This is a genomic window from Nonomuraea sp. B12E4, from assembly GCF_039871825.1.
Classification (GTDB): Bacteria; Actinomycetota; Actinomycetes; order Streptosporangiales; family Streptosporangiaceae; genus Nonomuraea.
In genome coordinates this window covers 359,699-381,992 of sequence record NZ_JBDPME010000007.1, presented here as the reverse complement: position 1 = coordinate 381,992, position 22,294 = coordinate 359,699, and the positions used below count along the sequence as shown (strand labels likewise).

General features: G+C 72.9%; 19 protein-coding genes. 11 read left to right on the top strand and 8 right to left on the bottom strand.

Going from position 1 to position 22,294, the window contains the following annotated elements:
- The 4 genes from ABGB18_RS19540 to ABGB18_RS19525 form a co-directional block, all read left to right on the top strand.
- On the top strand, positions 1-841 hold an 841-nt coding region (locus ABGB18_RS19540; protein ID WP_347696948.1), incomplete at its 5' end, for an SLC13 family permease.
- Positions 842-895: 54 nt separating this feature from the next.
- Positions 896-1,078, top strand: a complete 183-nt coding sequence (locus ABGB18_RS19535; protein WP_347696947.1) for a hypothetical protein — start codon at positions 896-898, stop codon at positions 1,076-1,078.
- A gap of 119 nt (positions 1,079-1,197) precedes the next feature.
- Positions 1,198-2,679 carry an FAD-dependent oxidoreductase gene (locus tag ABGB18_RS19530; RefSeq protein ID WP_347696946.1) on the top strand — a complete coding sequence of 494 codons (1,482 nt, stop codon included), beginning with the start codon at positions 1,198-1,200 and terminating at the stop codon, positions 2,677-2,679.
- A 19-nt stretch (positions 2,680-2,698) separates the two neighbouring features.
- Complete coding sequence (locus ABGB18_RS19525; RefSeq protein WP_347696945.1) at positions 2,699-3,313, top strand: TetR/AcrR family transcriptional regulator; 615 nt, start codon at positions 2,699-2,701, stop codon at positions 3,311-3,313.
- 446 nt (positions 3,314-3,759) lie between these two features.
- Here ABGB18_RS19525 and ABGB18_RS19520 read toward each other — a convergent pair whose 3' ends face one another.
- Together ABGB18_RS19520 and ABGB18_RS19515 are read right to left on the bottom strand one after the other, a co-directional pair.
- Entirely contained in the window at positions 3,760-5,316 is a 1,557-nt protein-coding gene (locus ABGB18_RS19520; RefSeq protein WP_347696944.1) for a hypothetical protein, read from the bottom strand.
- Positions 5,313-5,588, bottom strand: coding sequence for a hypothetical protein (locus tag ABGB18_RS19515; RefSeq protein ID WP_347696943.1), 276 nt, complete (start codon positions 5,586-5,588; stop codon positions 5,313-5,315). The genes ABGB18_RS19520 and ABGB18_RS19515 overlap by 4 nt, the downstream gene beginning before the upstream one ends.
- 83 nt (positions 5,589-5,671) lie before the next feature.
- On the opposite strand from ABGB18_RS19515, the gene ABGB18_RS19510 reads away from it, so the two are divergent.
- The 5 genes from ABGB18_RS19510 (at position 5,672) to ABGB18_RS19490 (ending at position 9,327) form a co-directional block, all read left to right on the top strand.
- On the top strand, positions 5,672-5,929 hold the full coding sequence (locus ABGB18_RS19510; protein WP_347696942.1) for a hypothetical protein: 258 nt from the start codon (positions 5,672-5,674) through the stop codon (positions 5,927-5,929).
- 234 nt (positions 5,930-6,163) lie between these two features.
- Complete coding sequence (locus ABGB18_RS19505; protein WP_347696941.1) at positions 6,164-6,646, top strand: metallophosphoesterase family protein; 483 nt, start codon at positions 6,164-6,166, stop codon at positions 6,644-6,646.
- Positions 6,647-6,955: 309 nt separating this feature from the next.
- Complete coding sequence (locus tag ABGB18_RS19500) at positions 6,956-8,218, top strand: FAD-binding oxidoreductase (protein ID WP_347696940.1); 1,263 nt, start codon at positions 6,956-6,958, stop codon at positions 8,216-8,218.
- Between the two features lie 205 nt (positions 8,219-8,423).
- Positions 8,424-8,693, top strand: coding sequence for a hypothetical protein (locus tag ABGB18_RS19495; RefSeq protein WP_347696939.1), 270 nt, complete (start codon positions 8,424-8,426; stop codon positions 8,691-8,693).
- An 88-nt stretch (positions 8,694-8,781) separates the two neighbouring features.
- Positions 8,782-9,327 carry a hypothetical protein gene (locus ABGB18_RS19490; RefSeq protein WP_347696938.1) on the top strand — a complete coding sequence of 182 codons (546 nt, stop codon included), beginning with the start codon at positions 8,782-8,784 and terminating at the stop codon, positions 9,325-9,327.
- A 31-nt stretch (positions 9,328-9,358) separates the two neighbouring features.
- Here the strand turns inward: ABGB18_RS19490 and ABGB18_RS19485 are convergent, their stop codons facing one another.
- From ABGB18_RS19485 to ABGB18_RS19475, 3 genes are all read right to left on the bottom strand, one after another.
- Positions 9,359-10,156 (bottom strand): FHA domain-containing protein, encoded by a 798-nt coding sequence (locus ABGB18_RS19485; RefSeq protein ID WP_347696937.1) that lies wholly within the window; start codon positions 10,154-10,156, stop codon positions 9,359-9,361.
- Positions 10,157-10,224: 68 nt separating this feature from the next.
- Entirely contained in the window at positions 10,225-11,616 is a 1,392-nt protein-coding gene (locus tag ABGB18_RS19480; protein WP_347696936.1) for a serine/threonine-protein kinase, read from the bottom strand.
- Positions 11,617-11,629: 13 nt separating this feature from the next.
- Positions 11,630-13,828: a PQQ-binding-like beta-propeller repeat protein gene (locus ABGB18_RS19475; protein ID WP_347696935.1), complete on the bottom strand. Its 2,199-nt coding sequence runs from the start codon at positions 13,826-13,828 to the stop codon at positions 11,630-11,632.
- Between the two features lie 350 nt (positions 13,829-14,178).
- On the opposite strand from ABGB18_RS19475, the gene ABGB18_RS19470 reads away from it, so the two are divergent.
- Entirely contained in the window at positions 14,179-14,673 is a 495-nt protein-coding gene (locus ABGB18_RS19470) for a hypothetical protein (RefSeq protein WP_347696934.1), read from the top strand.
- Positions 14,674-15,187: 514 nt separating this feature from the next.
- Here ABGB18_RS19470 and ABGB18_RS19465 read toward each other — a convergent pair.
- Together ABGB18_RS19465 and ABGB18_RS19460 are read right to left on the bottom strand one after the other, a co-directional pair.
- Positions 15,188-16,273 (bottom strand): lysophospholipid acyltransferase family protein, encoded by a 1,086-nt coding sequence (locus ABGB18_RS19465; protein WP_347696933.1) that lies wholly within the window; start codon positions 16,271-16,273, stop codon positions 15,188-15,190.
- Between the two features lie 50 nt (positions 16,274-16,323).
- A complete protein-coding gene (locus ABGB18_RS19460) occupies positions 16,324-17,055 on the bottom strand; it encodes a GNAT family N-acyltransferase (protein ID WP_347696932.1) in 732 nt (243 codons plus the stop codon).
- Between the two features lie 400 nt (positions 17,056-17,455).
- On the opposite strand from ABGB18_RS19460, the gene fusA reads away from it, so the two are divergent.
- Complete coding sequence (gene fusA, locus ABGB18_RS19455) at positions 17,456-19,528, top strand: elongation factor G (protein WP_347696931.1); 2,073 nt, start codon at positions 17,456-17,458, stop codon at positions 19,526-19,528.
- 128 nt (positions 19,529-19,656) lie between these two features.
- On the opposite strand, the gene ABGB18_RS19450 is transcribed toward fusA, so the two are convergent.
- The gene (locus ABGB18_RS19450; RefSeq protein WP_347696930.1) at positions 19,657-22,221 is read right to left on the bottom strand and encodes a M14 family zinc carboxypeptidase; all 2,565 of its coding nucleotides are present in this window, start codon (positions 22,219-22,221) and stop codon (positions 19,657-19,659) included.
- Positions 22,222-22,294: the final 73 nt, after the last annotated feature.

Genomic DNA, 22,294 nt, shown 5'->3' with positions numbered 1-22,294 from the left:
CGGCGCGGCCACCCTGGTCGGAGATCCGCCGAACATCATCATCGCCAGCCGTGCCGGGTTGAGCTTCAACGACTTCCTGGTGCACATGGCGCCGATGGTCATCGTGCTGATGGCGGTGTTCGTCGCCTTGTGCTGGCTGATGTTCGGCCGGACGTTCCGCTACGACCCAGAACGCGCCGCGGCCATCATGACGCTGAACGAGCGGGAAGCCATCGCCGACCGGCGGCTGCTGTGGCAGAGCCTGGCGGTTCTCGGATTGGTGATGGCGGCGTTCGTGCTGCACCCGGTGCTGCACTATGAGCCGTCGGTGGTGGCGCTGCTCGGCGCCGGGGTGCTGGTGGCGGTCACCAAGGTGACAACCGAGCAGGCGCTGGCCGAGGTGGAGTGGCCCACGCTGGTGTTCTTCGCCGGGTTGTTCGTCATGGTCGGCGCCCTGGTCAACACCGGCGTCATCGGCCAGTTGTCCCAGACTGCGGTCGCGGCGACCGCCGGACGGCCCGAGCTGACCACGATGGGGCTGCTGGGCGGCTCGGCGGTGTTGTCGGCCATCGTGGACAACATCCCCTATGTAGCCACGATGAGCCCGATCGTGGAGCAACTGGTGCAGTTCCAGGGCGGCCACGGGGGCGGGCAGGTGCTGTGGTGGGCGCTGGCCTTCGGCGCCGACCTGGGCGGTAACGCCACCGCCGTCGGTGCCGCCGCCAACGTGGTCGTGCTGGGCATCGCCGCCCGCAACGGCACCCCGATCAGCTTCTGGCAGTTCACCAAGTACGGCCTGATCGTCACCGCGGTCACCGTCGCCCTGGTCGCCCCGTACCTGTGGCTGCGCTACCTCATGTGATCTATCTCCGGCACCACACCTACATCCCTCCGGCAGACAGGCAGGCAGGAGACCATGATGGGCCGCGACATTGCCGTCCGGCCGGGGGTTTTCGCCGCCTTCGTCATTGGCTGGCTGGCCGCCGGCGGATCGGCGACGCTGCTGTGGCCGGCGGTCATCGTGGTCGCCGCCGGCCTGGCCCTGCACGCCTGGGCCAGGCACCGCTCGCGTAACGGCGTTGAAGGCGACCCCTCCTAGCTGAACCGCGCAGACGTGGGCGCTCGCTCGTAGCTCGGGCCGACCCCTCTGGACACGGGGGAGCGATCAAGGGCATTATTTGTTTACGATACCGTTTCGATAATTAAAGGAGGGTGAGCATGGAGAGCGATGTCCTGGTGGTCGGAGCCGGGCCGGTCGGCCTGGCGCTGGCGTGCGCCCTGCTGCAGCACGGCGTCTCGGTCCAGGTGATCGACAAGGCCGCGGGGCCGGCCACCACGTCCCGGGCGAACTTCGTGCACGCCCGTGGCTCGGAGGTGCTGGACCGCCTGGGCGCCCTCGGCGATCTGCCGCAGGAGTCGGTACGGGCCATGACGATCACCACCTATGCCGGAGACCGCCCGATGATGAAGATCCGGTTCGGCGACCCAGGCCTGGGCACCGCCGCCCCGCCGATGGTGATCTCCCAGGCCCGCGTCGAGGAACGGCTGCGTGCCCGGCTGGCCGAACTGGGCGGCCGGCCGGAATGGAGCGCCGGGCTGGTCAAGGCGCAGCAGGACCCCACCGGCGTCACCGCGACGCTCGCCGACGGCCGTACCATCCGGGCAGGCTGGCTGGTGGGCTGCGACGGGACCGCCAGCACGGTCCGCAAGCTGGCCGGCATCGGCTTTCCCGGCGTCAAGGTCAGCGAGCGGTTCCTGCTGGTCGACGGCAGACTCGACGGCGATCCGCCGCTGGACCGCTCGGGCACCAGCGGCTGGATGCACCCCGACGGCGTGTTGGGCGCGATGCCGATGCCCGGCGATCAGTGGCGGCTGCTCGCCTACGACGCCGCCTTCACGGGCGACAAGCCCGGTGAGGAACAGATCGCCGAGCGCATGCGGCGCATCCTGCCCGCGCGCACCGGCCTGACCGGCCTGCGCCTGACCGACGTCACCTGGGCGTCGCTGTTCAGCGTGCACCGGCGGCTGGCCGGCACCTACCGCAAAGAGCGCATCCTGCTGGCCGGGGACGCCGCCCACGTACACGCTCCGTTCGGCGGGCAGGGCATGCTGACGGGGCTCGGCGACGCCGAGAACCTTGCCTGGAAGCTCGCCCTGGTCGTGCAGGGCAGGGCCGGACAGGCGCTTCTCGACACCTACCAGGCCGAACGCCGCCCGCTGGCCACCGCGGTGTTGCGTGGCAGCACCGCCGCCACCAAGGTCAACATCGCGGGTAGCCCGCTCGGCCGGCTGCTGCGCGACCAGGTGCTGATGCGGGTGTTCAACCAGGCCTGGATTCAGCGCTGGACCACCTACACCACCTCGCAGCTGTGGGTGAGCTACCGGCGCGGCCCGCTCGGCGCAACGCTGGGTGGGCGCGGGCGCAAGCCCCGTCCCGGTGACCGCATCGACGACCTGGCCTGCGAGCGCCCCGACGGCAGCCGCACCCGGCTGCACGCCGAACTGCGCGGCCGTTGGGCCGTGCTCGGCGATCAGGCCGCCTTCGATGCAGCCGGGCAGCGGCTCGGCGACCAGGTGATCCGGCTCCGCGCCGCAGGGCCTGCCGCGGGGCCCGCTATGCTGCTGCGCCCGGACGCCCACGTGGCTTGCAAGGGCGGTCCTGCCGATATCACCCGCTGGCTGGACGGAGCCCTGCGATGACCGCCCCAGGACGACCGGGATGACCGCCGCCCGCGGTCGCGGACGCCCGCGCGACCCCGAGACCGATACCGCGATCCTTTCCGCCGCGCTGGCGTTGTTCGTCGAGCGCGGCGTGGAGGGCACCAGCATCGAACAGGTCGCCAAGCGCGCCGGGGTGGGAAAGCTGACCGTCTACCGTCGCTGGAGTACCAAGGAAGACCTGATCGCCCAGGCCATCGAGCAGTGGGTCAGCGCCGAGGTCACACCGTCTGCCGCCGACGTGTATGCCCTGCCTCCGCAGGACCTCGTCGAACACGTCCTGCCCGCGGCGGCCGAGATGACCGCGAGCCCCGACTTCCGGGCGCTGGTCGCCCGCATTATGGGCTCGGCGGTGAGCCATCCCGCTCTGATGGCCGTCTACTGGAAGCACTACATCCTGCCTCGCCGCGAGCTGGCCGCCGCGATGCTCCGACGCGCCCAGCAGGACGGCACGGTGGCCGCCGACGCTGACCTGGACGTGCTGATCGACATGATGGCCGGGGCGGTGACCTACCGCGTGCTGCAGCCTGATCCGCCGGACACCGCCGAGATGCTGCGCTACCTCACCGCCGTCTATCGCCAGGCTGGCCTGTATCCGCCGGCTGAGGAGGGCTGACCGCTCAGGTCGGAGGAGGCGGCCAGGAGCGCACCGGCAAGGCGGCCAGCGCCCGCTGCCGCCTCGGCCACCAGCCGAGCCGGTCGGTCGGCACGGCGACTTCCACCGCGGGCAAGCGGCGCAGTAGCGTTGTGAGCGCGATCCGAGGCTTTGCCCCGGGCAGGCGTGGCGCCCAGGTAGTAGTGAATGCCGTGGCCGAAGTCCAGGTGCGCGTTGTCCGCGCGGGCAGGGTCAAGGACATCCGGTCGAAGCGACACGGCCCGCGGTTGGCTGCGGCCTACACGACCTGACCCGCTCCGGCGTCGATCGCGCAAGGCTTCGAAGTAGGCAAGCTCTACTGCCGGGCGGTGGCCACCGAACCCGTCCCGGCCCTCGTCCGGCGTACGGCGGCCACCAGATTCGCGCAGTCGTCCACGACGCTCGGCGGTTCCCCCCGAGCCAGCGGGTCATAGGGCCAGATCGCGGCGGCGGAGCCCGTACAGGCCCACCGCCACAAAACCGGCCGCCACAAGGGTGAGGCCGAGCAGCGTGCCCGGTCCGGGGTCGGCCAGCGTGGAGTAATGGACGTGCGCGAACGGCGAGATCATGAAAAGCGAGTCGCTCACCAGGCCAACCTCCCAGCCGATTTCCAGGGCGATCGTCAGCGCCAATGCGGCCCACCCCACGACTGCTCCGGCCCGCTGGAACAGCCCGAATGCCGCCACGGCGATCCCGGCCATCACCCAGATACCGGGCAGGACGACCATGGTGAGGGCCAGGCCACCGGCGTAGTCCCCGCTGCCGAGGCCCAACGCCAGACCGGCGGTCACCAGCACGACGACGGGCACCGCCACCGCGAACACGAGATGGCTGAGTGCCCAGTACGCCCTGTTCACCGGGTGGGACAGGAAGAGTTCCGTGGCCACCTCGCCGCGCAGGCGGAGAACCGTCGTGATCGCGTACGGCGAGACGGAATAGACGGCCGGCTCGTACACGACGAGCTCGAAGAATATCTGGGCGGGATCACCTGTACCCGTCCGCCGGGCCCAGAAGGCCGGTCCTCCGCTCTGACCGAACTGTTCGAGAGCGCCCTGCCCGCCCAGCCCGATCGCCACACCGATGCAGGCTGCACCCGCAATCCACGCCAGCGCCATGCCCCGGTGAATCCGCCACGCCAGCCCGAGTGGTCCGCGCAGAACGTTCGGCGCATCGGAGGAACCGAGCCACGGGGGCACAAGGCCGGTGCCGATGTCCCGGCGGGCCGACAGTACGTAAGCCACTGCGACCAAGGCCGCGACGAACGCCGCAACCAGCAGGAACACCCACCACTGCTCGCCACCGAAGGCGCGGGCACGCAGCATCCAGCCGTTCGGCACGAGCCAGCCCAGCCAGTGCATGCCTGGGCCGCCCAGGTCGCTGAGGCCTCGGATCAGGTAAGCGGCGAAAAACACGGTGAAGGCCACGGCTCCGGCCACGCGGGCGCTCTGGGCCACCTGTACGGCGACCGCGGCCAGTGCCGCGCCGACCCAGCCGCCGGAGGCCGCCATCAGCCCCCAGGCGAGGGATCCAGCCAGGGGGAGTCCGGCGCTCACGCCGACCATGGTGATCAGCACGGCCAGTACGGCGTTGGCGGCCAGCACGACGATGAGGGCGGCGGTCAGCGGGGCGTGCCGCCCTACGGGGGCCGAGCCGACGAGTTCCCGCCGCCCCCTTTCCTCGTCGGAGCGGGTGTGCTTGACCAGGAGGATGACGCTGACCAGGGCGGCGAAGATGGTGGTGGCGGCGCCCCGCTGCTGTGCGGCGGCCGCGCCGAGGCTGTCGCCGTAGGTCGGTCCCTGCAGCAGCAGGATCACCGGATTATCCGCGATCTCGTCGGCGTAGTGCAGGCGTGCTTCGAAAGTCGGGAGCAGCTGCCCGATGGTGGCCACCGTGGTCGCGACGAAGAGGGTGACCGAGCCGATCCAAAGCGGCTGCCAGACGCGGTCGCGGCGCAGGATCAGCCGGATCAGTGCTGCGGTGTTCATCGGTAGTGCCTCATGAACAGCTCTTCCAGGGTGGGGGGCTGGGCGGTGATGTCGCGGACGCCGTATTCGGTCAGCCTGGTCAGCACGTCGCCGATGTGGTCGGTGTCGGCCTGGAAGCGCACGCGATCGCCGTCGATGGTGAGGTCGTGGACGTGGGGCAGGCCGTTGTCCGGAATTCTGGTGAGTGCGGCCGTGACCGAGGTGCGGGTGAGATGGCGTAGCTGCGTGAGCGTGCCGGCCTCCACGAGCCGGCCGTCCCGGATGATGCTCACCCGGTCGCAGAGCGCCTCGACCCAGGCGAGGATGTGGCATCTCGGGCGGCAAGAAAGGCCGAGCCCCAGGAGGAAAGGCGAACATGGATCGCCCCTACTCGGCGCGAACCCTGATGAGCACCGGCAAGGTGCACGAGATCGCAGAGGCCCGTACGGAGACCCAGGCCGCGGCGGTCGTGTTCGTCAACGACCTGACAACCAGGCAGCGAACCGTGCTGAGCGAGGCCCTTGGGTGCCCCGCATTGAGCCGCAGCGACCTGCCACGCTCACCAGCTTTTCCCTCGGCAAGGTGGCCCCTGGCCACCGGCTTGCGATGCCAGTCATACCAACTCCGCTGCTGACACCGACCCTGCACATCCTTGGACCGGGCCGAACTCAGTTGCCGTACAGCAGCCTGATACGGCAACGCCGACGCACCTGGGCGCGCGCTGCCAGCCACCATCTGCCGCGCACCTGCTGTTCGAGGAGGACGGCGGCCGGAAGCCGATCTGGCGGGCCCGCCTGGCGGACCTCTACGACTGAGGCCGTCACCTCCCCCAAGGTGAGGCCGCCGGCCGGCCGGGCAGGATGGCAGCGTGGAGATCGTCGTCCTGTCCGACACGCACGCGCCGCGGCGGTGGCGGTCGTGCCCGCCCCGGGTGGCCGAGCACCTGCGCGGCGCCGACGTCATCCTGCACGCGGGTGACGTCTGCGTCGCCTCGGTCCTCGACGAGCTGGCCGCGTACGCGCCCGTGCACGTCGTCAAGGGCAACAACGACGGCCCGGACGTGGTGGCGCCCGAAACCCTGGAGCTGACCCTGGACGGGCTGCGGATCGGCATGATCCACGACAGCGGCCCGGCCAAGGGGCGGCCGGCCCGCCTGCGGCGCCGGTTCCCTTACGCGGACCTGGTGGTCTTCGGCCACTCGCACATCCCGCTCGACGAGTCGGACGGCGGGCTGCGCATCTTCAACCCGGGCTCCCCCACCGACCGCCGCCGCCAGCCGCACGGCACGCTGGGCCTGCTCACCGTCGAACGCGGCACCCTGACCCGGGCCGAGATCGTCCCCGTGACGTGACGCGGCCGACCGGGCCCGTACCGCGGAGGGCGGCCCCCGGCACCTCATTCGCCCGCCCCTGATCGTCCACCTCTACGCCGGAGGGCGGTCCGGCACGTCATGCGCCCGGCCCAGAGGGTGGTGGCGGGCGGCGGAATTTACCACCGGCGGCGTACCCGGGACGGCGACGAGCGGCCGATGCCCGGGCACCGGTCGCGGCCGGATTCTGGGACCCGTAAGGAGCTTCAGGGCGACGGTAAGGCGACGGGAACATTGCCGTAAGCGCCCTCCAGCACAGTGATCTCAGATCGCACAGAGAAGGGCCTGACGATGAGCCAGCCGTACACCCTCCAGGACCAGATCACCCTCCCGGGTTTCGCCGGCACCACGCACCTGCCGGGCTCGGCGGGATACGACGAGCTGCGCCGGGCCGTGAACCCGGCCGTCGACTCCCGGCCCGGGGTGGTGGCCGAGGCGCACACGGTCGCCGGCGTACGGGCGGCGCTGCTGGCGGCGCGGCGGCACGGGGTGCCGTTCGCGGTGCAGGCGACCGGGCACGGCACGCACACCGCCTGCGACGGCGGTGTCCTGGTCAGGACGTCGCCGATGGCGTCGGTGCTGGTGGACCCGGCGCGCCGGATCGCCCGCGTGGGGCCGGGCGCGCTCTGGGGCGAGGTGCTCGCCGCCGCCGCGCCGTCCGGGCTGGCGCCGCTGTCGGGCTCGTCGCCCACCGTCGGCGTCACCGGCTACACGCTCGGGGGCGGGCTGGGGTGGCTGGCCCGCAAGCACGGCTTCGCCGCCGACAGCGTGGTGCGGGCCGAGGTGCTGCTGGCCGACGGTAGCAAGGTCACGGCGAGCGCCGACAGCCACCCGGAGCTGTTCTGGGCGCTGCGCGGGGGCGGCGGCGGGTTCGGGGTGGTCACCGCGCTGGAGTTCCGGCTGTACCCGGTGTCGGAGGTGTACGCCGGTTTCGCGTACTTCCCGATCGAGGCGGCGGGCGAGCTGCTGAGCGCGTACCGGGACTGGATCGAGGACGCGCCCGACGAGATCAGCACCGCCGTCGTGCTCAAGCGCGACGAGCGCGTGGCGATGGTCAAGGTCCTGCACGCCGGTCCGGCCGCCGAGGCCCGGCGGCTGCTCGCCCCGCTGTGGCGGGCCGCCGGCCCGGCGCTGAGGGACGAGACCGGACCCACCACGTACGCGGCCGCGGCCATGGGCGGCACGCCCAACCGTCACATGGACATGTTCGAGAAGGCCCCTGACGAGGTGCTGGACACGCTGGTGCGGGCCGCCGAGGTGGCGCGGACGGTGGAGATCCGGCACTGGGGCGGCGCGATGAGCCGCCCGGGCCCGGACGCCGGACCGGTCAGCCACCGCGACACCAAGCTGTCGGCCATCCTGGACACGCCGGTGCCGGGGCTGGCGGCGGCGCTGCGACCGCACGCCGGCGGCGGGGCGTTCCTGAACTTCCTGTCCGACCCCTCCCGCACGGCCGCAGCCTACTCGGCCGCGGACTACCGGCGGCTGCGCGCGGTCAAGCGCGCCTACGACCCGGACGGCTTCTTCCGCGTCGGCCACGTCATCCCCGCATGACGGCCCCGCATGCCAACCCTCTCGTTATCGCTCGGCCCCCGGCCCCGCGGAGTGGGTCGCCCTGCTCGGCGTCACCGGGTCATGACCGAGGCGGAACCGAAGAACCTCGCCCGCGAACCCGAGCGCGGCGTCCACGCGTCCAAGCAGACATCAAGAAAGCCACTCCAGCGGCGGTGAGCGTGTCGGGGCGGCCGTCGGCGGGACGGTGTGCGGGCTGAGGGCCCCGTCGCGGAGATCCCACGGCCCGAGCACGGCGAAGGAGCTCTCCACCACCGTCAACGCCAAGCGGACGCGGAGGGCCGACGGCGGGTGCCGGTCCGGCCGGGCTCCCTTCGCGCATCTCGTCTTCCGCTACGCCCAGGGCCCTCCCGCCGACGTCACGGTCTGGGGCGAGGAATGCGGCCTGGACAACCGGTACCTCGAGTCCGCCCTGCCGGCCGGACTCATGCGGGACCTGTCCCGGCTCCTCGGCTGAGCACGCGGGGAGACGCGCGGCCCCCGTCCGCGCGTCGCCCCCGGGCTGCCACCGCGATGCGGAGCGCCCCAACAGTAAAGTGCCCTGTATGCGGCGTTTGAGCAGTACGGTGGTCGTGGTGGCGGGAGACGGGGCCGCGGACGTGGTCGCGGGCCTGAGCGGGTTGCACAACGTACGGGCGATCCCGCGGGGTGAGCGCGGGCCGGCCGAGGTGATGGAGATCGCGGGGCGGTCCTCGGCGACGTACGTGGTGCACGACGCCGACCCGCTGGCCGAGGTGGCGGCGGCGTGGACGGCGTTCTTCGACGGCACGGGGGTGACCGGCGCCCTGGAGGTGGCCGTCGAGACCGCGCTGGGCGAGCTGCGCGCCGACCGGCTGGTGCTGCCCGACTACTACCTGGTGCTCGACCCCGACGGGATGGCCACGACGGTGCGGCACTGGTGGCTCGGGGTGCTGGCCGGGGCCGCGCCCGCCCGGGTCGTGCCGGTGCAGGCGGCGACGGTCGCCGAGGAGCTGGGGCGGCTGGCGGCCGGGCGGTGGTGGCCCGCGGACCTGGAGGGGTGGCTGCGGGGGCTGCCCCGGGTGGTACCGGACCAGGCCGGGCTGCCCGGTTCGGGCGCGGTGGTGGTCTAGCCACCGCGAGCTCGGCGGCTGACCTTCCGGTTCAGCCGGGGCCGTCGAGCAGCAGCAGATCTTCGGGGACGAGGGTGGCGGTGACCAGCAGCTCGGTGATCAGGTTGTGGTTGAGCGCGTTGCCCAGCGGCGGCGGGATCTCCTCCTCCAGGAGCCCGGCCACCGAGGCGCTGAGCCGCTTGCGCGTTTCGGTGACGATGTGGGCGGCACGCTTGGGGGTCCACTGCTCCCCCGGCCGCAGGCGGCCGAGGTCGTCGGCGACCTGCGCCCAGGTGACCGGCTGCGGCCAGGGCTCCTGGCGCAGGTAACGCTGGGCGAGGGAGACGAGCACCAGGCGCTCCACCGGGCTCAGGTCCCACGCCTCCGGATCGGGCGTCTCGACCTGGCACAGCTCCCCCGGCGGCCCGGCCGGCGCGCTCGCGGCCACCCGTACCTCCAGCAGGTGCTCGCGTTTCGGCCCGATGATGAACAGCGGCGAGTACGCCACCGGCAGCTCCGCCCAGTGCCCGCCGAGCACGAGGCGCGATCCGGGAAACCGGATGGCCAGCCGGCCGAGGTTGTGCAGCACCCATCCCGAGCCCTCGTGGCTGATGCGGCCGTGCCGCCTGCTGACGTGCGGATCGTCCCGGCCGACGCACACGTGGACGTCCAGCTCGGCGCGCCCGAACACCACCTCGAACCCGGCGTCCGGCGAGACGCTCAGCCCTCCGTTCGCCCCACGGACGAAGAGCGTGCCCGGCCGGGCCGCCGGGAGCCCGTGGGCCAGGCTCGTGGTGTCCCTCGGCAGCAGGTGGACCTTGCTGAGCGGCCCCTGCGTCCCCGCGGTCATGGTGTGCTCCTCTCCGCCCCGCACTGGGCGTCACGGTAACGGCCGCCGTCCGGGAGGGGTCCCGGCCCTCACCAGGTGCCGTCCTCGTGGATCGTGGTGGACCGGCTGGTGTCGGAGGACGTCCGGGTCGAGACGGCCTGCCCTCCGGCCTCCACCATGTGGCTCACTTCGCCGGGCGGGAACCGGTAGGTGAGCCTCCAGGAGCTCCGCGGCGGCCAGCCGGGCAGCTCGATGACCTTCCGCCACGGCAGCTTGACGTTCTTCAGGGTCGTGGGCTCGTTGTTCACGGTGTAGGTCAGCGAGGTGAGCCTGACGTCGCCGGTGAGGGAGAACCTCAGCTCGCGGGTCTCGCCCTCCGGTGGCGAGGCGGCCGGGGTGACCTCCGGCGGCGTGGGTGGGAATGTGGGGAGGGCCAGAGGGTCGGGGGGCGGCGCCTGCGGCTCGGGCCGGGTGGCGGTCCAGAGTGCGACCGCCAGCCCGACGACGGCGACGGCGACGGCGACGTACCAGAACGCCCGGCCGCGGCCGGGCGCCGTCGCGGGGGCCAGGTCCGGGACGGCCGGCGGGTTCTCCGCCTCGTTCCGGCGCCTGACGATCTCGGCCAGGACCGGTGGCGGTGGCCAGGAGGCGTGGCCCCCGTGCCGGCTCATCGCGGACAGGCGCTCGGCCAGCTCTTCGGCGGTGGGGCGGCGGGACGGGTCTCGCTCCATGCAGGAGGCGATCACCGACCGCAGCTTCTCGTCGGCGATCCCGTCCAGCCGGGGCGATTCGTGCTGGATCCGGAACATCGTCACGTGCCACGGTGCCTCGCCGAACGGCTCGGCCCCGGTGCAGGCGTACGCGAGCGTCGACCCGAACGAGAAGACGTCGCCCGCGGGCCCGGCCGGGGCGCCCTCGACCTGCTCGGGCGACATGAAGCCCGGCGACCCGGCCTGCGACCCCGGACGGGTCACCGTGGCGGCGTCCACCGCCCGGGCGATCCCGAAGTCGATCACCCGTGGCCCGTCCGCGGTGAGCAGCACGTTGGCGGGCTTGAGGTCGCGGTGCACGACACCGGCCCGGTGGATCGACACGAGCGCCTCCGCGATCCCGGCCGCCACCGGCCGGACCGCGCCGGCGGGAAGCGCGCCGAGGTCGCCCACGGCCTCGCGCAACGACACCGACGGCAGATATTCGGTCACCAGCCACGGGATCGCGGCATCCGGGTCCGCGTCGATCAGCGGCGCGGTGAACCCGCCGCCGACCAGCCGCGCCACCTCCACCTCGCGCCTGAACCTGGCCCGGAACTCCGCGTCCTCGGCGAACTCGACGTGCACCGTCTTGATCGCGACGGTGCGCCCGCCGGCGGACCGCCCGAGGTAGACCACGCCCATGCCGCCGGAACCGATGCGCGCGAGGACGCGGTAGCGGCCGCCCGCCGCCTCGATCGAGCGGGGGTCGTCTGGCTCGAGTGTCAGCATGTCCGCGCCTTCTTCAGACCGGCGGGTCCACTGCCCGGACGTGCTCGTCCATGGTGCTGAAGAACACCGCCCCGTCCAGGGTCACCGGCGGGGTGTGCTGCTGGCTGTCGCCGCCGTAGGTCCATCGGATGTGGCCGTCGGCCGCGTCCAGCGCGTACAGGATACCGTCGACGCACGAGACGTGTAGCGTGCCGCCTGACAGCTCCATCGCGGTCGCCTGGGCCCGCGGGTCGTTCTCGAAGTCGCCCAGCCGGCGCCGCCAGATGGTGTTGCCCGTGGCCAGTTCGAGGGCGAGCACCTCGCCGACGTTGGTCTCGGTGTAGAGGCGGTCGCCGCCCGCCTGGGCCCCGTAGCCCTTGACGTCCTGTCTCTGCCAGACGCGCTCCCCGTCGTCGGCGCGGATCGCGTGCACGGTGCCGAATCTGTCGTAGGCCAGGACCAGCCCCTCCGCCATGAGCGGGTTCGTCCCGTAGTCGATCGGGTACGTCCACCGCTTCCGGCCGCTGCGGGCGTCAACGGCGACCAGTTCGTCGGACGACACCGCCACCACCACGCCCGCGTCGGCGATCAGCTCGTATTTCGCGTCCGCCTTGGAGACCCATCGCCGCCGCCCGTCGTCCAGGTCGAGCGCCAGGATCCCCCGCTCGTCGCCGTTGCAGACCACCGGCCCGGTCACGGCGTGCCACATGGTGATGCCGCCGGGCCGTATGTCGTCGTACGTCCATCGGATCTTGCCGGAGGCGGCGCGGATCGCGCACACCCGCCAGTTGTCCGGGCGGCCGATCGTGTAGACCATGTCGCCGGAAGCGTAGTACCGGGTGATACGGCGCTTCCACAGGACCTTGCGGGTGCGCGGGTGGATCGCTCGGACCTCCTCGCTCCCACCGGCCATCAGTACGCCGCCGGCGGCGGCCAGCTGCACGCTGCCCGGCACCCGCGCCCGCCACCGCGAGGTCGCCTCCGGCGGTGGGGTCGTCCGCCGCTCGGTCGGTGCCGCCGCGGAGGCTGGCCGGGTGGGCGGCGGGCTCGGACTCCGCTCCGCGCCGCTCGCGTTCCGCTCCCATGCCAGCGCGCCCGCCCCGGCGGCGGCCAGCAGGCCCGCGGCGGCTCCGGCGAGGAGCGTGCGACGGCTCGGCCCGCGCGAGAGTGCCCCTTCCGACGTGGCCGCGTCCCCGGCCGGCAGCTCACCGGACGCGAGGTCGGGGTCACACGTCGGAAGCGCGTCCACCGGCCCGCCCACCCGGCCGCCCGCCGCACCGCCCACCGCCTCGCCCACCCGGCCGTCCACCGCTTTCGCTTCTTCGCCGGGCGGCTCCGGGGGCTCGAACGTCCGGCCCGCGCGGCGGTCGATCTCCTCGGCCACCTCCGCCGGCAACCACGTGGTGCCCTGCAGGCTCAGCTCGTCCTCGCCCGCCGCCGCCACCCGCGCCAGCACGTCGGCGGCCGTGCCGCGCTCCTCGGGTTCGCGGCGCAGGCAGGACGCGATCAGCTCGCGCAGCCATCCCGCCGGGACCTCGCCGAGGTCCGCCTCGGCCCGCAACGCCCGATACAGCCTGGACTGCGGCGCACCGGATCCGAACGGCTCGGCCCCGGTGGCCGCGTACGCCAGCACCGCGCCCAGCGCGAAGAGGTCGCAGGGCGGCCCCGCCTGCCCGGCCATGATCTGCTCGGGAGCCATGAACCCGGGCGTGCCGATCGGCCGCCCGGCCCGGGTGAGGGTCGCGGCGTCGTGCGGGCGGGCGACCCCGAAGTCGATCACCCTGGGGCCGCCGGAGGTGAGCATGACGTTCTCCGGCTTCAGGTCGCGGTGCACCACGCCGGCGCGGTGGATCGCGACCAGCGCCTCGGCCAGCCCGGCGGCCAGCGCGCGGACCGACTCCGGCGGCATACGCCCGTGCGCCTCGATCGCCTCGCGCAGGGACAGCCCCGGCAGGTACGCGGTGGCCAGCCACGGCGCCGGGGCCCCGGGGTCGGCGTCCAGCACCGGCGCGGTGAAGGTGCCGTTCACGTCGCGAGCGGCGCGGACCTCCCGTTCGAACCGGGCGCGGTAGCGGGGGTCCCCGACGAAGCGCCTGCGTACGACCTTCACCGCGACCAGCCGGCCACCCGGCGACCGCCCCAGGTAGACGACCCCCATCCCGCCCGCGCCCAGCCGGCCCAGCAACCGGTACGGGCCGATCTCGGGCGGGTCGTCGTGCTGGAGGGGCTGCAATCCGTATCCCCCCGTCGACATCATCCGAACGTCCCGTCACGACCCATCGGAGCAGGAGGTTAGAAAATCCTCGCAGCCTCGTCCAGCGCTTCCCGTCACGCCGACATCACAATGTGTCAAGACCACCGGGTCAACCCCCGTTTCCCGGGCGATCGGACGCCCCACCTACGAACATCGCCGGATAAGTGCTCAATCAGTGAGCACTTACGCGGGACGATGGCCGCAGAACCCGTCGGAAGGAATCGGAACGATGCACGAGGGCTCACCACCGCCGCCTTCTGCTCCCGGCTTGGCGGCGAGGTCCTGGCCTTCCTGAAGGACGGGTCGGGGACGAGCTGAAGGCCGCGGGCGTGGCCCACACGCACGCACTGAGCTTCGCCGGATCCGTGGTCACCAAGCGCTACGTGTCGTGGGACCGCGGCGAGCAGCACCGGGAGTGGGCCGTGCTGCGGCATCTCCATCGGTACGCGGCCGGCCTGGCGCCCCGCCCGCTGGCGAGCGATCTCGACGCGGCGCCGCCCAGCGTCACCATGACCGTCCTGCCCGGCCGCCCGCTCGCCGGAGCCCCCACCGCCCCGCAACTCGATGCCCTCGCCACGGCGGTCACGGCCCTGTGGGCGGTGCCGTGCGACGGGCTGCCGGACGTCTGCCGGTGGCGGGAGGACCTCCGCTTCGCCGGGCGGCTGACCGCGCTGCCACGGCCCGCCGGCGGCCCCACCGCCGTGGCCTCCGACGCCGCCCTCGCATGGTGGGATGGCCCGGATCCGGCGCTGCTGCGGACCGAACCGGAGGTGCGGGCCCTGCTTGGTCGCGGAAGTGGCGGAGCGTCCGTGGACCCGCCGTAGTGGTACGACCGACCCTTGCGCCGGCCGTACCACCCGTGGACCCCATCCCGGCCCGTGGCCGGGACGGATCACCTATGGGCGCGGGGTGCGATTGGACATGTGCTCGGAAGTCCCGACACCGCGCGGTCGGCGCATCCCTGCGAAGCCGAGCAGGCCAAGCAGGCCCAGCAGACCCCACAGACCGGCGCCGCCGCCACCGTCGTCCCTTGTGTCGTTCTGCTGCGGTCCTGGTGTGACCTGGCTGTGTGCGACCGGTGCGACCGGCGCTTCAGCCGTCGCAGCAGCGGCCGGGACTAGCGTCAAGAAGAACGCCAGGCCCAGCCCGGTGAGCGTCTTGCGCATTGGGTTCCCCCGATCCGGCGGTCTCAGCAACCGCGGAGACCGCCTATCACACCTTCCACGCGGAAGGCTTCCGATAGCGGGGCGATCTCCATTTCCCCTGCTAGGTACGCACCTACCATCGTCCTGCCGCCTCAAACGCCCGCTCGTGCCGACCGGCGATCCGTTGACGCGCTTAACCAGGGTGGCCGTCGGCGATGCCGGTGCGGACCTGGGCCTCGGCTATCTCGGCCAGCACCGCGCGGGCCATGGGGCGCGGGGCCGGGGACGTGAGGCGTACGGGGGCGGAAATCGTCACCTGGACGACCAGGCGGCGGGTCGCGGCGACGCGGAGCGCGGAGGCCAGCAGGGAGTCGTCACCCACGTAGCAGGCGCGGGTGGAGGGGACCTCCGCCCTGCCCTCGCGGTAACGCAGCGTCACCGGGCGTACCGGGGCGTTCGCGTCGATCGCCGCCTGGAACACCGCCGGGCGGAACCGGCCCATCCCGCGTCCGCACCACGTGGTGCCTTCGGGGAAGGCGACCACCGTGTCGCCTGCGCCGAGGGCGTCCGCGATCGTCTTGACGGCGGCGGGAAGCTGGGAGAGGCGCTCCCGGTCGATGAGCAGCGCTCCAGAACCGGCCAGCAGCGTCTTGATGATCGGCCAGCCGGCTATCTCGCGCTTGGCCAGCGCCCGCGACGGGATGGTGGCGGCGAGGACGAGCGGGTCCAGCCAGGAGATGTGGTTGGCCACCACGAGCGCTCCGGTGCCCGACGGGGCCGAGGTGCGCGATGGGGTCGCCGTCGTGGAGGTGTCGGCCGCGCTCAAGGAATCCGCGTCGGCGGGGCCCATGCCCGCGGCGGCCGTCGTGCCCGCGGCGCCGGAGCCGGTCGCGGCGCCAGATGGGCCGAACGGGGTGAAGATGGCCTCGATCCTGATGCCGAGCGCGCGCAGCAGCAGCCGCGCCCAGCGTCCGGTGATCCGCGCCCGCCGGGCCGCGCTCAGCCGGGAGGCCAGGAAGGCCACCGGCAGGCCCGTCAGCACCATCAGGACCGCTGTCAGCAGCCGGACCGTGCGGCGGACAGGCCCGGCGACGGCGACGGCATCCTGCACGCAGGCATCCGTGGAGCAGGCGCTCACCGGGCGCCAGGGGTTGATCGGCGTAACGGGGGCGCTCACACCGCCAGGTACGGGGGCACTCGCCGCGTCGCCCACGGCGGCGCCCCCGGGTGGGGCGCCGTCGGCCCCGTCGCCCACGGCGGCGCCATCGGGTGCGGGCACAGGCGCGGCGCCTCTCACGGGGGCGCCCGAAGCAAGGTCGACAGTCGCGGTCACAGGGGCTCGCCAAGGAAGTAGCGGAGGTAGCGGGCGTTCACGTTGGCCATGGACAGCAGCACGAAGAAGTCGGCGGTGCCGAAGTCGCGGTCGTGCGCGGGCGGGCCGCACACCCAGGCGCCCAGCCTCAGGTAGCCGCGCAGGAGCGCGGGCGGTACGAAGCGGTCGGCACGGACCGTGGACCGGCTCCGCCACGGGGTGTGCGGTGTGACCCGGTGTTCCTCCGGGCCGAGCGGCACCTGGTCCACGACGGACGCGGCCAGGGCGCCCCGGTCGTCGAGCGGGACCGAGCAGCAGCCGCCGAGCCACTGGTGGCCGCTGTCGACCATGTAGCGGGCGATGCCCGCCCACATGAGGGCCACCACGGCGCCGTTGCGGTGGTCGGGGTGCACGCAGGTGCGGCCGGCCTCGACCATGTCCTTCCTGATGGGGGCGAGGCCCGCCAGGTCGAACTCGCCGTCGGAGTACAGGCGGTCGACCCGCCCGGGCGGCAGCAGCCGGTAGGTGCCCACGGCCTCGCGGCCGTCACGTACGAGGAGGTGGTCGCAGTAGGCGTCGAGCCTGTCCACGTCGAGGCCGGAGACCGGGCTGTCGAGCCGCGCCCCCATCTCGCCGGCGAAGACGTCATACCGGAGTCGCTGGGCGGCCTGGACGTCGGCGGCGGTGGTGGCCATGCCGACCGAGTAGCGACCGGTGTCGAGAGACCTGGCGTGAAGAGAGGTCGTCATGCGCGCGCGTCCTTCCCTGAAAGCTTCTCACGCCTATGTCGACATCCCGAAATGACAACTGTCTCTCTCATCGGGGGCAGCGAGGCGTCCGCGTGATGAACCTCCCTCCTGGGGCCCCCGAATAATCGGTTTGCAGCGCGGACGATCTTCACTACACTCGCCCCCGGACACCGATTGATGAGGGAAGGGAGCCGGCCGTGCGCCACCACACCGCTGTCGTCGTCCCTTCCTCCCGTTACGAGGTGATCCTGGTGTCTTCGTCGTCCCGATGCCGGCTGCGCGGCCGCCATCGGATGCTCTGACGGACACTTCTCCCCCGGCCTGACCTGAGGCCGCCGGACCGCTCCGTCGGGGAATCGCGCTGTCCTGTGCCGAGAACGACCCGAAAGGGCCATGGGCTGTGCGTACTCGACTTTCCAACCCCCTCACTTCCGTCCGCAACCTGGGCATCCTCGCTCACGTGGACGCCGGCAAGACCACCGTCACCGAGCGGATGCTGTTCCTGGCCGGCGCCACCTACAAGCGCGGCGAGGTGCATGACGGGACGACCGTCACCGACTTCGACCCCCAGGAGCGCGACCGCGGGATCACCATCTTCGCCGCGGCCGTGAGCTGCGCCTGGGACGGCCACCGGATCAACCTGATCGACACGCCGGGCCACGTCGACTTCACCGACGAGGTGGAACGTTCCCTGCGGGTGCTCGACGGCGCCATCGCGGTGTTCGACGGCGTCGCGGGGGTCGAACCGCAGAGCGAGTCCGTCTGGCGGCTGGCCGACCGGTACGGGGTGCCGCGCATCGCGTTCGTCAACAAGCTGGACCGGGCGGGCGCGGACCTCGACGCGGCGGTCGAGTCGATCCGTCGGCGGCTGCACAAGGCGCCGCTGGTGGCGCAGATGCCGATCGGGCGCGAGGGCGGGTTCACCGGCGTGCTGGATCTGGTGCGGATGCGTTCGCTGGTGTGGCCGGGCGACGGCGGCTGCCAGGTGGGGCCGGTGCCGGACGGCCTGGCGGCGGAGGCGTGGCGGCGGCGCCGGGCGCTGGAGGAGGCGGTGGCCGAGCTGCACGCGGGCGCGCTGGAGGAGTTCTGCGCCACTCCGGAATCACGCCAGACTGCCGAGATGCGGGCGATCTCCGACGCGACGCTGGCCGCCGTGCTGCGTGACCTCACCCGGTCCGGGGAGGGCGTCGTGGTGCTGTGCGGCTCGGCGTACCGCAACCGCGGGATCGAGCCGCTGCTGGACGCCGTCGTGGCGTACCTGCCCTCGCCGCTGGACGTGCCGCCGGTGCGCGGCGAGCGGGACGGGGCGGAGCAGGAGCGCGCCGCCGATCCGGCGGCGCCGCTGGCCGCGCTGGTGTTCAAGGTGAGTTCGACCGCCACCGGGCGGCTGACGTACCTGCGGGTGTACTCGGGAACGATGCGGAAGGGGGAGGCTGTGCTGGACGCCGGTACAGGGCGCGCCGAGCGGATCGCCCGGATCCTGCGGGTGCGGGCCGACCGGCACACCGAGGTGGACCGGGCGGTGGCCGGGGACATCGTCGCGGTGGTCGGGCCGAAGGCGGCCCGCACCGGGGCCACCCTGTGCGCGCCCGGCGCTCCCCTGCTGCTGGAGCCGCCGAACGTGGCCGCGCCGGTGGTGTCCGTGGCCGTCGAGGCCCGCAGGAGCACCGACGCCGACCGGCTGGCGACGGCGCTGGCGCGGCTGGCCGAGGAGGATCCCTCGCTGGTCGTCAGGGCCGACGCCGAGACCGGGCAGACGGTGCTGTCCGGGATGGGCGAGTTGCACCTGGAGGTGGCGGCGGAGAAGCTGCGCCGCGACCACGGGCTGGACGTCGGCGTCGGGCGGCCCCAGGTGGCCCACCGGGAGACGGTCGTACGCGGGGTGTCGGGGCTGCTGTACCGGCACGTCAAGCAGGAGGGCGGCGCGGGCCAGTTCGCGCACGTCGTGCTCGCCGTGGAGCCGCTGGACGGCGCCGGTGCCGGTGGTGCCGGGGGTTTCGTGTTCGGCTCGACCGTCGTCGGCGGCCGGGTGCCGCGCGAGTACGTCCGGGCGGTCGAGGCCGGGTGCCGCGACGCGCTGGCCGGCGGGCCGCTCGGCGGTCACCCGGTGACCGGGTTGCGGGTGACGCTGACCGACGGGGCGACGCATTCGAAGGACTCCTCGGAACTGGCGTTCCGCACGGCCGGGCGGCTCGGGCTGCGCGAGGCGCTGCACGCCTGCGAGATGGTGTTGCTGGAGCCGGTGGCCGAGGTCACCGTCACCGTGCCGGACGACGCGGCCGGCGGGGTGCTGGGAGACCTGGCCGCCCGGCGTGGCCGCATCTCGGGCTCGACGGCGCGGGGCGGCACGGTGGTGATCACCGCGATCGTGCCGCTGGCCGAGGTGTTCGGGTACGCGACCCGCCTGCGCAGCCGCACCCAGGGCCGCGGCACCTTCACCACCCGGCCCGCCGGCTACGCCCCCGCCCGGTAGGTGCCGGGGGGCATGCACGGTCTTGGCCCTTGAGCGTTTCGCGCATGCGGCTCAGGCTGTGGCATTGGGGGGCGACGGTCCGAGGGGTGGGTGGGGTTCGGCTCACCCACCCCTCGGGCCGGGCAGGGTTACGGGGTGGTGACGGTTGCGCCGGTGGCCGCCGCTGACCAGTAGACGGCCTTGGCCACCTGCGGGAACAGGCCCTTGGGGTGGTTGCGGAACATCGGCTCGGTGCCGAACAGCACCACGGCCGCGCCCCGCTCGTCCCGCCCGCTGACCACGGCCGCCTGGCCCCGGGCCGCGTCCTGGCCGCCCATTCCGCGCTCGTCGGGCCGCCAGTGGCCGGCGACGAGCGGCCCGTCGGCCGCGTACGACTGCTCGACCTTGACCTCGGTCCCGAGGCCGGTGAACCAGCGCGGCGAGTACACGAACGAGTGGTCGGGCGACCCGCTGCCGACGGGGCCGTCGGTGGAGGTCACCCGGACCACGCCGTTGGCGTCGTCGCGCCCGGCGACGGCGGTCACGGTGAGCAGCCCGGCGGCCGCGTTGAAGGCAGCGCCCGTGCCGCCCCGGGTGATCACGCCACCGGTGGGGAGGAACGCGTCCAGTGCCGCCCTGGCGGCCGGGTTGAGCGCCGTGTAGCTCAGCCCGCTGGAGACGAACAGCACGTCGGTCGCACTCCAGTCGAAGCCCGCGTTCAGCGTCGCCGTCGAGACGGGCGTGACGGCGAAGCCCAGCTCGCGCAGCGTGAACAGCTCGTCGGCGGACGCGGCGGCGGCCATCCGCACCTGCGCCAGCGGCACGCCGGTGGCCTGGCCGGCCGGGGCGAAGGCCACGCCGTAGCGGTCGGACACGGTCTCGGCGGCCCGCCGCGCGGACGCCGGGACGATCGCGGTGCCGTCCGCCCAGGTCACCTCGACGCCCTGGCGCAGCAGGTCGTTGAGCGCCTGGACCTCCTTGCCGTCGGTCACCTTGAGCGCGAGCGGGCCGCGCGTGCGCGGCACCGAGCCGGTCGGCGCGGCGACCCCGACCAGTTCGACGGTCATGTTCGGGGCGGACGTGACGCTGTCCACGGTGGCGCCCCAGAGCAGGCTGTGGCTCCAGCCGGAGATGTCGTACATGGCGTCAACCTTGTCGGAGATGTCCGCCCCGGGCTCCAGCATCACGTTCGCCAGCCCGCGCTTGGGCTGGTGCATGTCCACGATGTACGACCCGGCCGGGTACGTCTTGCCGGACACCCGGAACGGCTTCCTGGCCCGATCGACCCGCACGTCGTTGGCGATCAGGTGGTCCACCAGCCGCGCGGCCGCGGTGGCCGACCGCTCGCCGGTGATGACGTAGGCGCGCGGGTAGGTGGTGTTGTAGACGTCCTCGGGCCCGAACCCGGGCACGATGCCGAGCGGCACGGGCCTGGACGGCTCGCCGGCGCTGCCCCGGCGGAACACCTCGATCTGGTCCGCGATCAGCTTGTCGTGCCTGGCCCGCACGAAGGAGTACGTGGCCCGGATGGCGGCGGCGACCACGTCGGTGTTGATGGCGGACCGGCGGCGCAGCTCCTCGACGGGCAGCCCGCTGTAGTCGGCGTTGTTGACCCGCAGCGGGATCTCGACGGTGTGCGAGGCGACCGCGCCGTGGAAGGGCGCGTACTGCGGGGTGAAGATCGGCGGCCAGTCGTCCCAGCCCTCCGCGTCGTCACGGAAGGGGATCTGCGCCGGGTGCACGCCGTCCTTCTCGAACGTGTAGCCCAGCGCGTTGACCGCGGCCTCCATGCCGAGCCCGTTGGCGTAGGTGTTCTGGATGAACAGGTCGTACTCGTAGTTGGCGCCGTGCGGCGGGGTGGTGGGCTCGATGAGCGTGCCGTTGACGTACCCGTGCAGGTCGATCATGGTGACCGGCTGGGTGTCGATCATCACCTGGCGCATCGCCCGTACCTCGGGCTGGGAGGCGGTGATGAAGTCGCGGTTCATGTCGAAGCCGTTGCCGTTCTGGCGCGTGTTGCCCGCGCGGCCGTCCGGGTTGGCGGTGACGTTGAAGTACAGCCTGGTCCGCGCGAGCAGGTCGGCGACCTTCGGGTCCTTGCTGGTGGCGAGTTCCTCGATGACGCGCAGGGCACCGTCGGTGCCCTCCCACTCGTTGCCGTGGATGTTGTCGTTGATGAAGACCGGAGCCTTGTACCGCCTGGCGAGGTTCCTGTCGCGGGCGGCGCCTACCGGGTCGTTCTCGATGCGCTCGCGCATCCTCGCCTGCTCATGGGCCTCGTGGTCGCTCTCGGGCGCGGTGACGGTGACGAGGTAGAGGTCGTGGCCTCCGGCGGAGCGGCCGATGATCTCGGCGCTGACGCGCTCGCTGCGCTTCTGCAGTTCGTTCAGCTTGGGCGCGATGCCGTGGTAGGGCATCAGGCCGAGCTTGACGGCGGCGTCGGCCGGGTTCTCCGCGGGCACGGGGAGCTTGGTCTGCCTGGGGTAGCCGCGGTCGCGGGAGTGCCCGTAGGCGGCCGCCTGCTCGCCGGGGGCGGCGCGCAGCGTCTGGGCCTGCTCGGAAATGCCGGCCGCGACCTCGTTCCGCTCCGGGCCGTTGCCGAAGTCCCGCGTGGGGGACGCGGGTGGCGCCACGGGGTCGGCGACCGCGTACTGCGGGACGACGAGGAGTGCGGCCGAGACGGCCACGCCCAGCAGGGCAGTGGGTAAACGCAAGAGATCCTCCATGCGGTGGTGCACTTTCAGGGGTGGCGGCAGCCGGCCGCCGACCGGTCGTGTGCACCGGTCG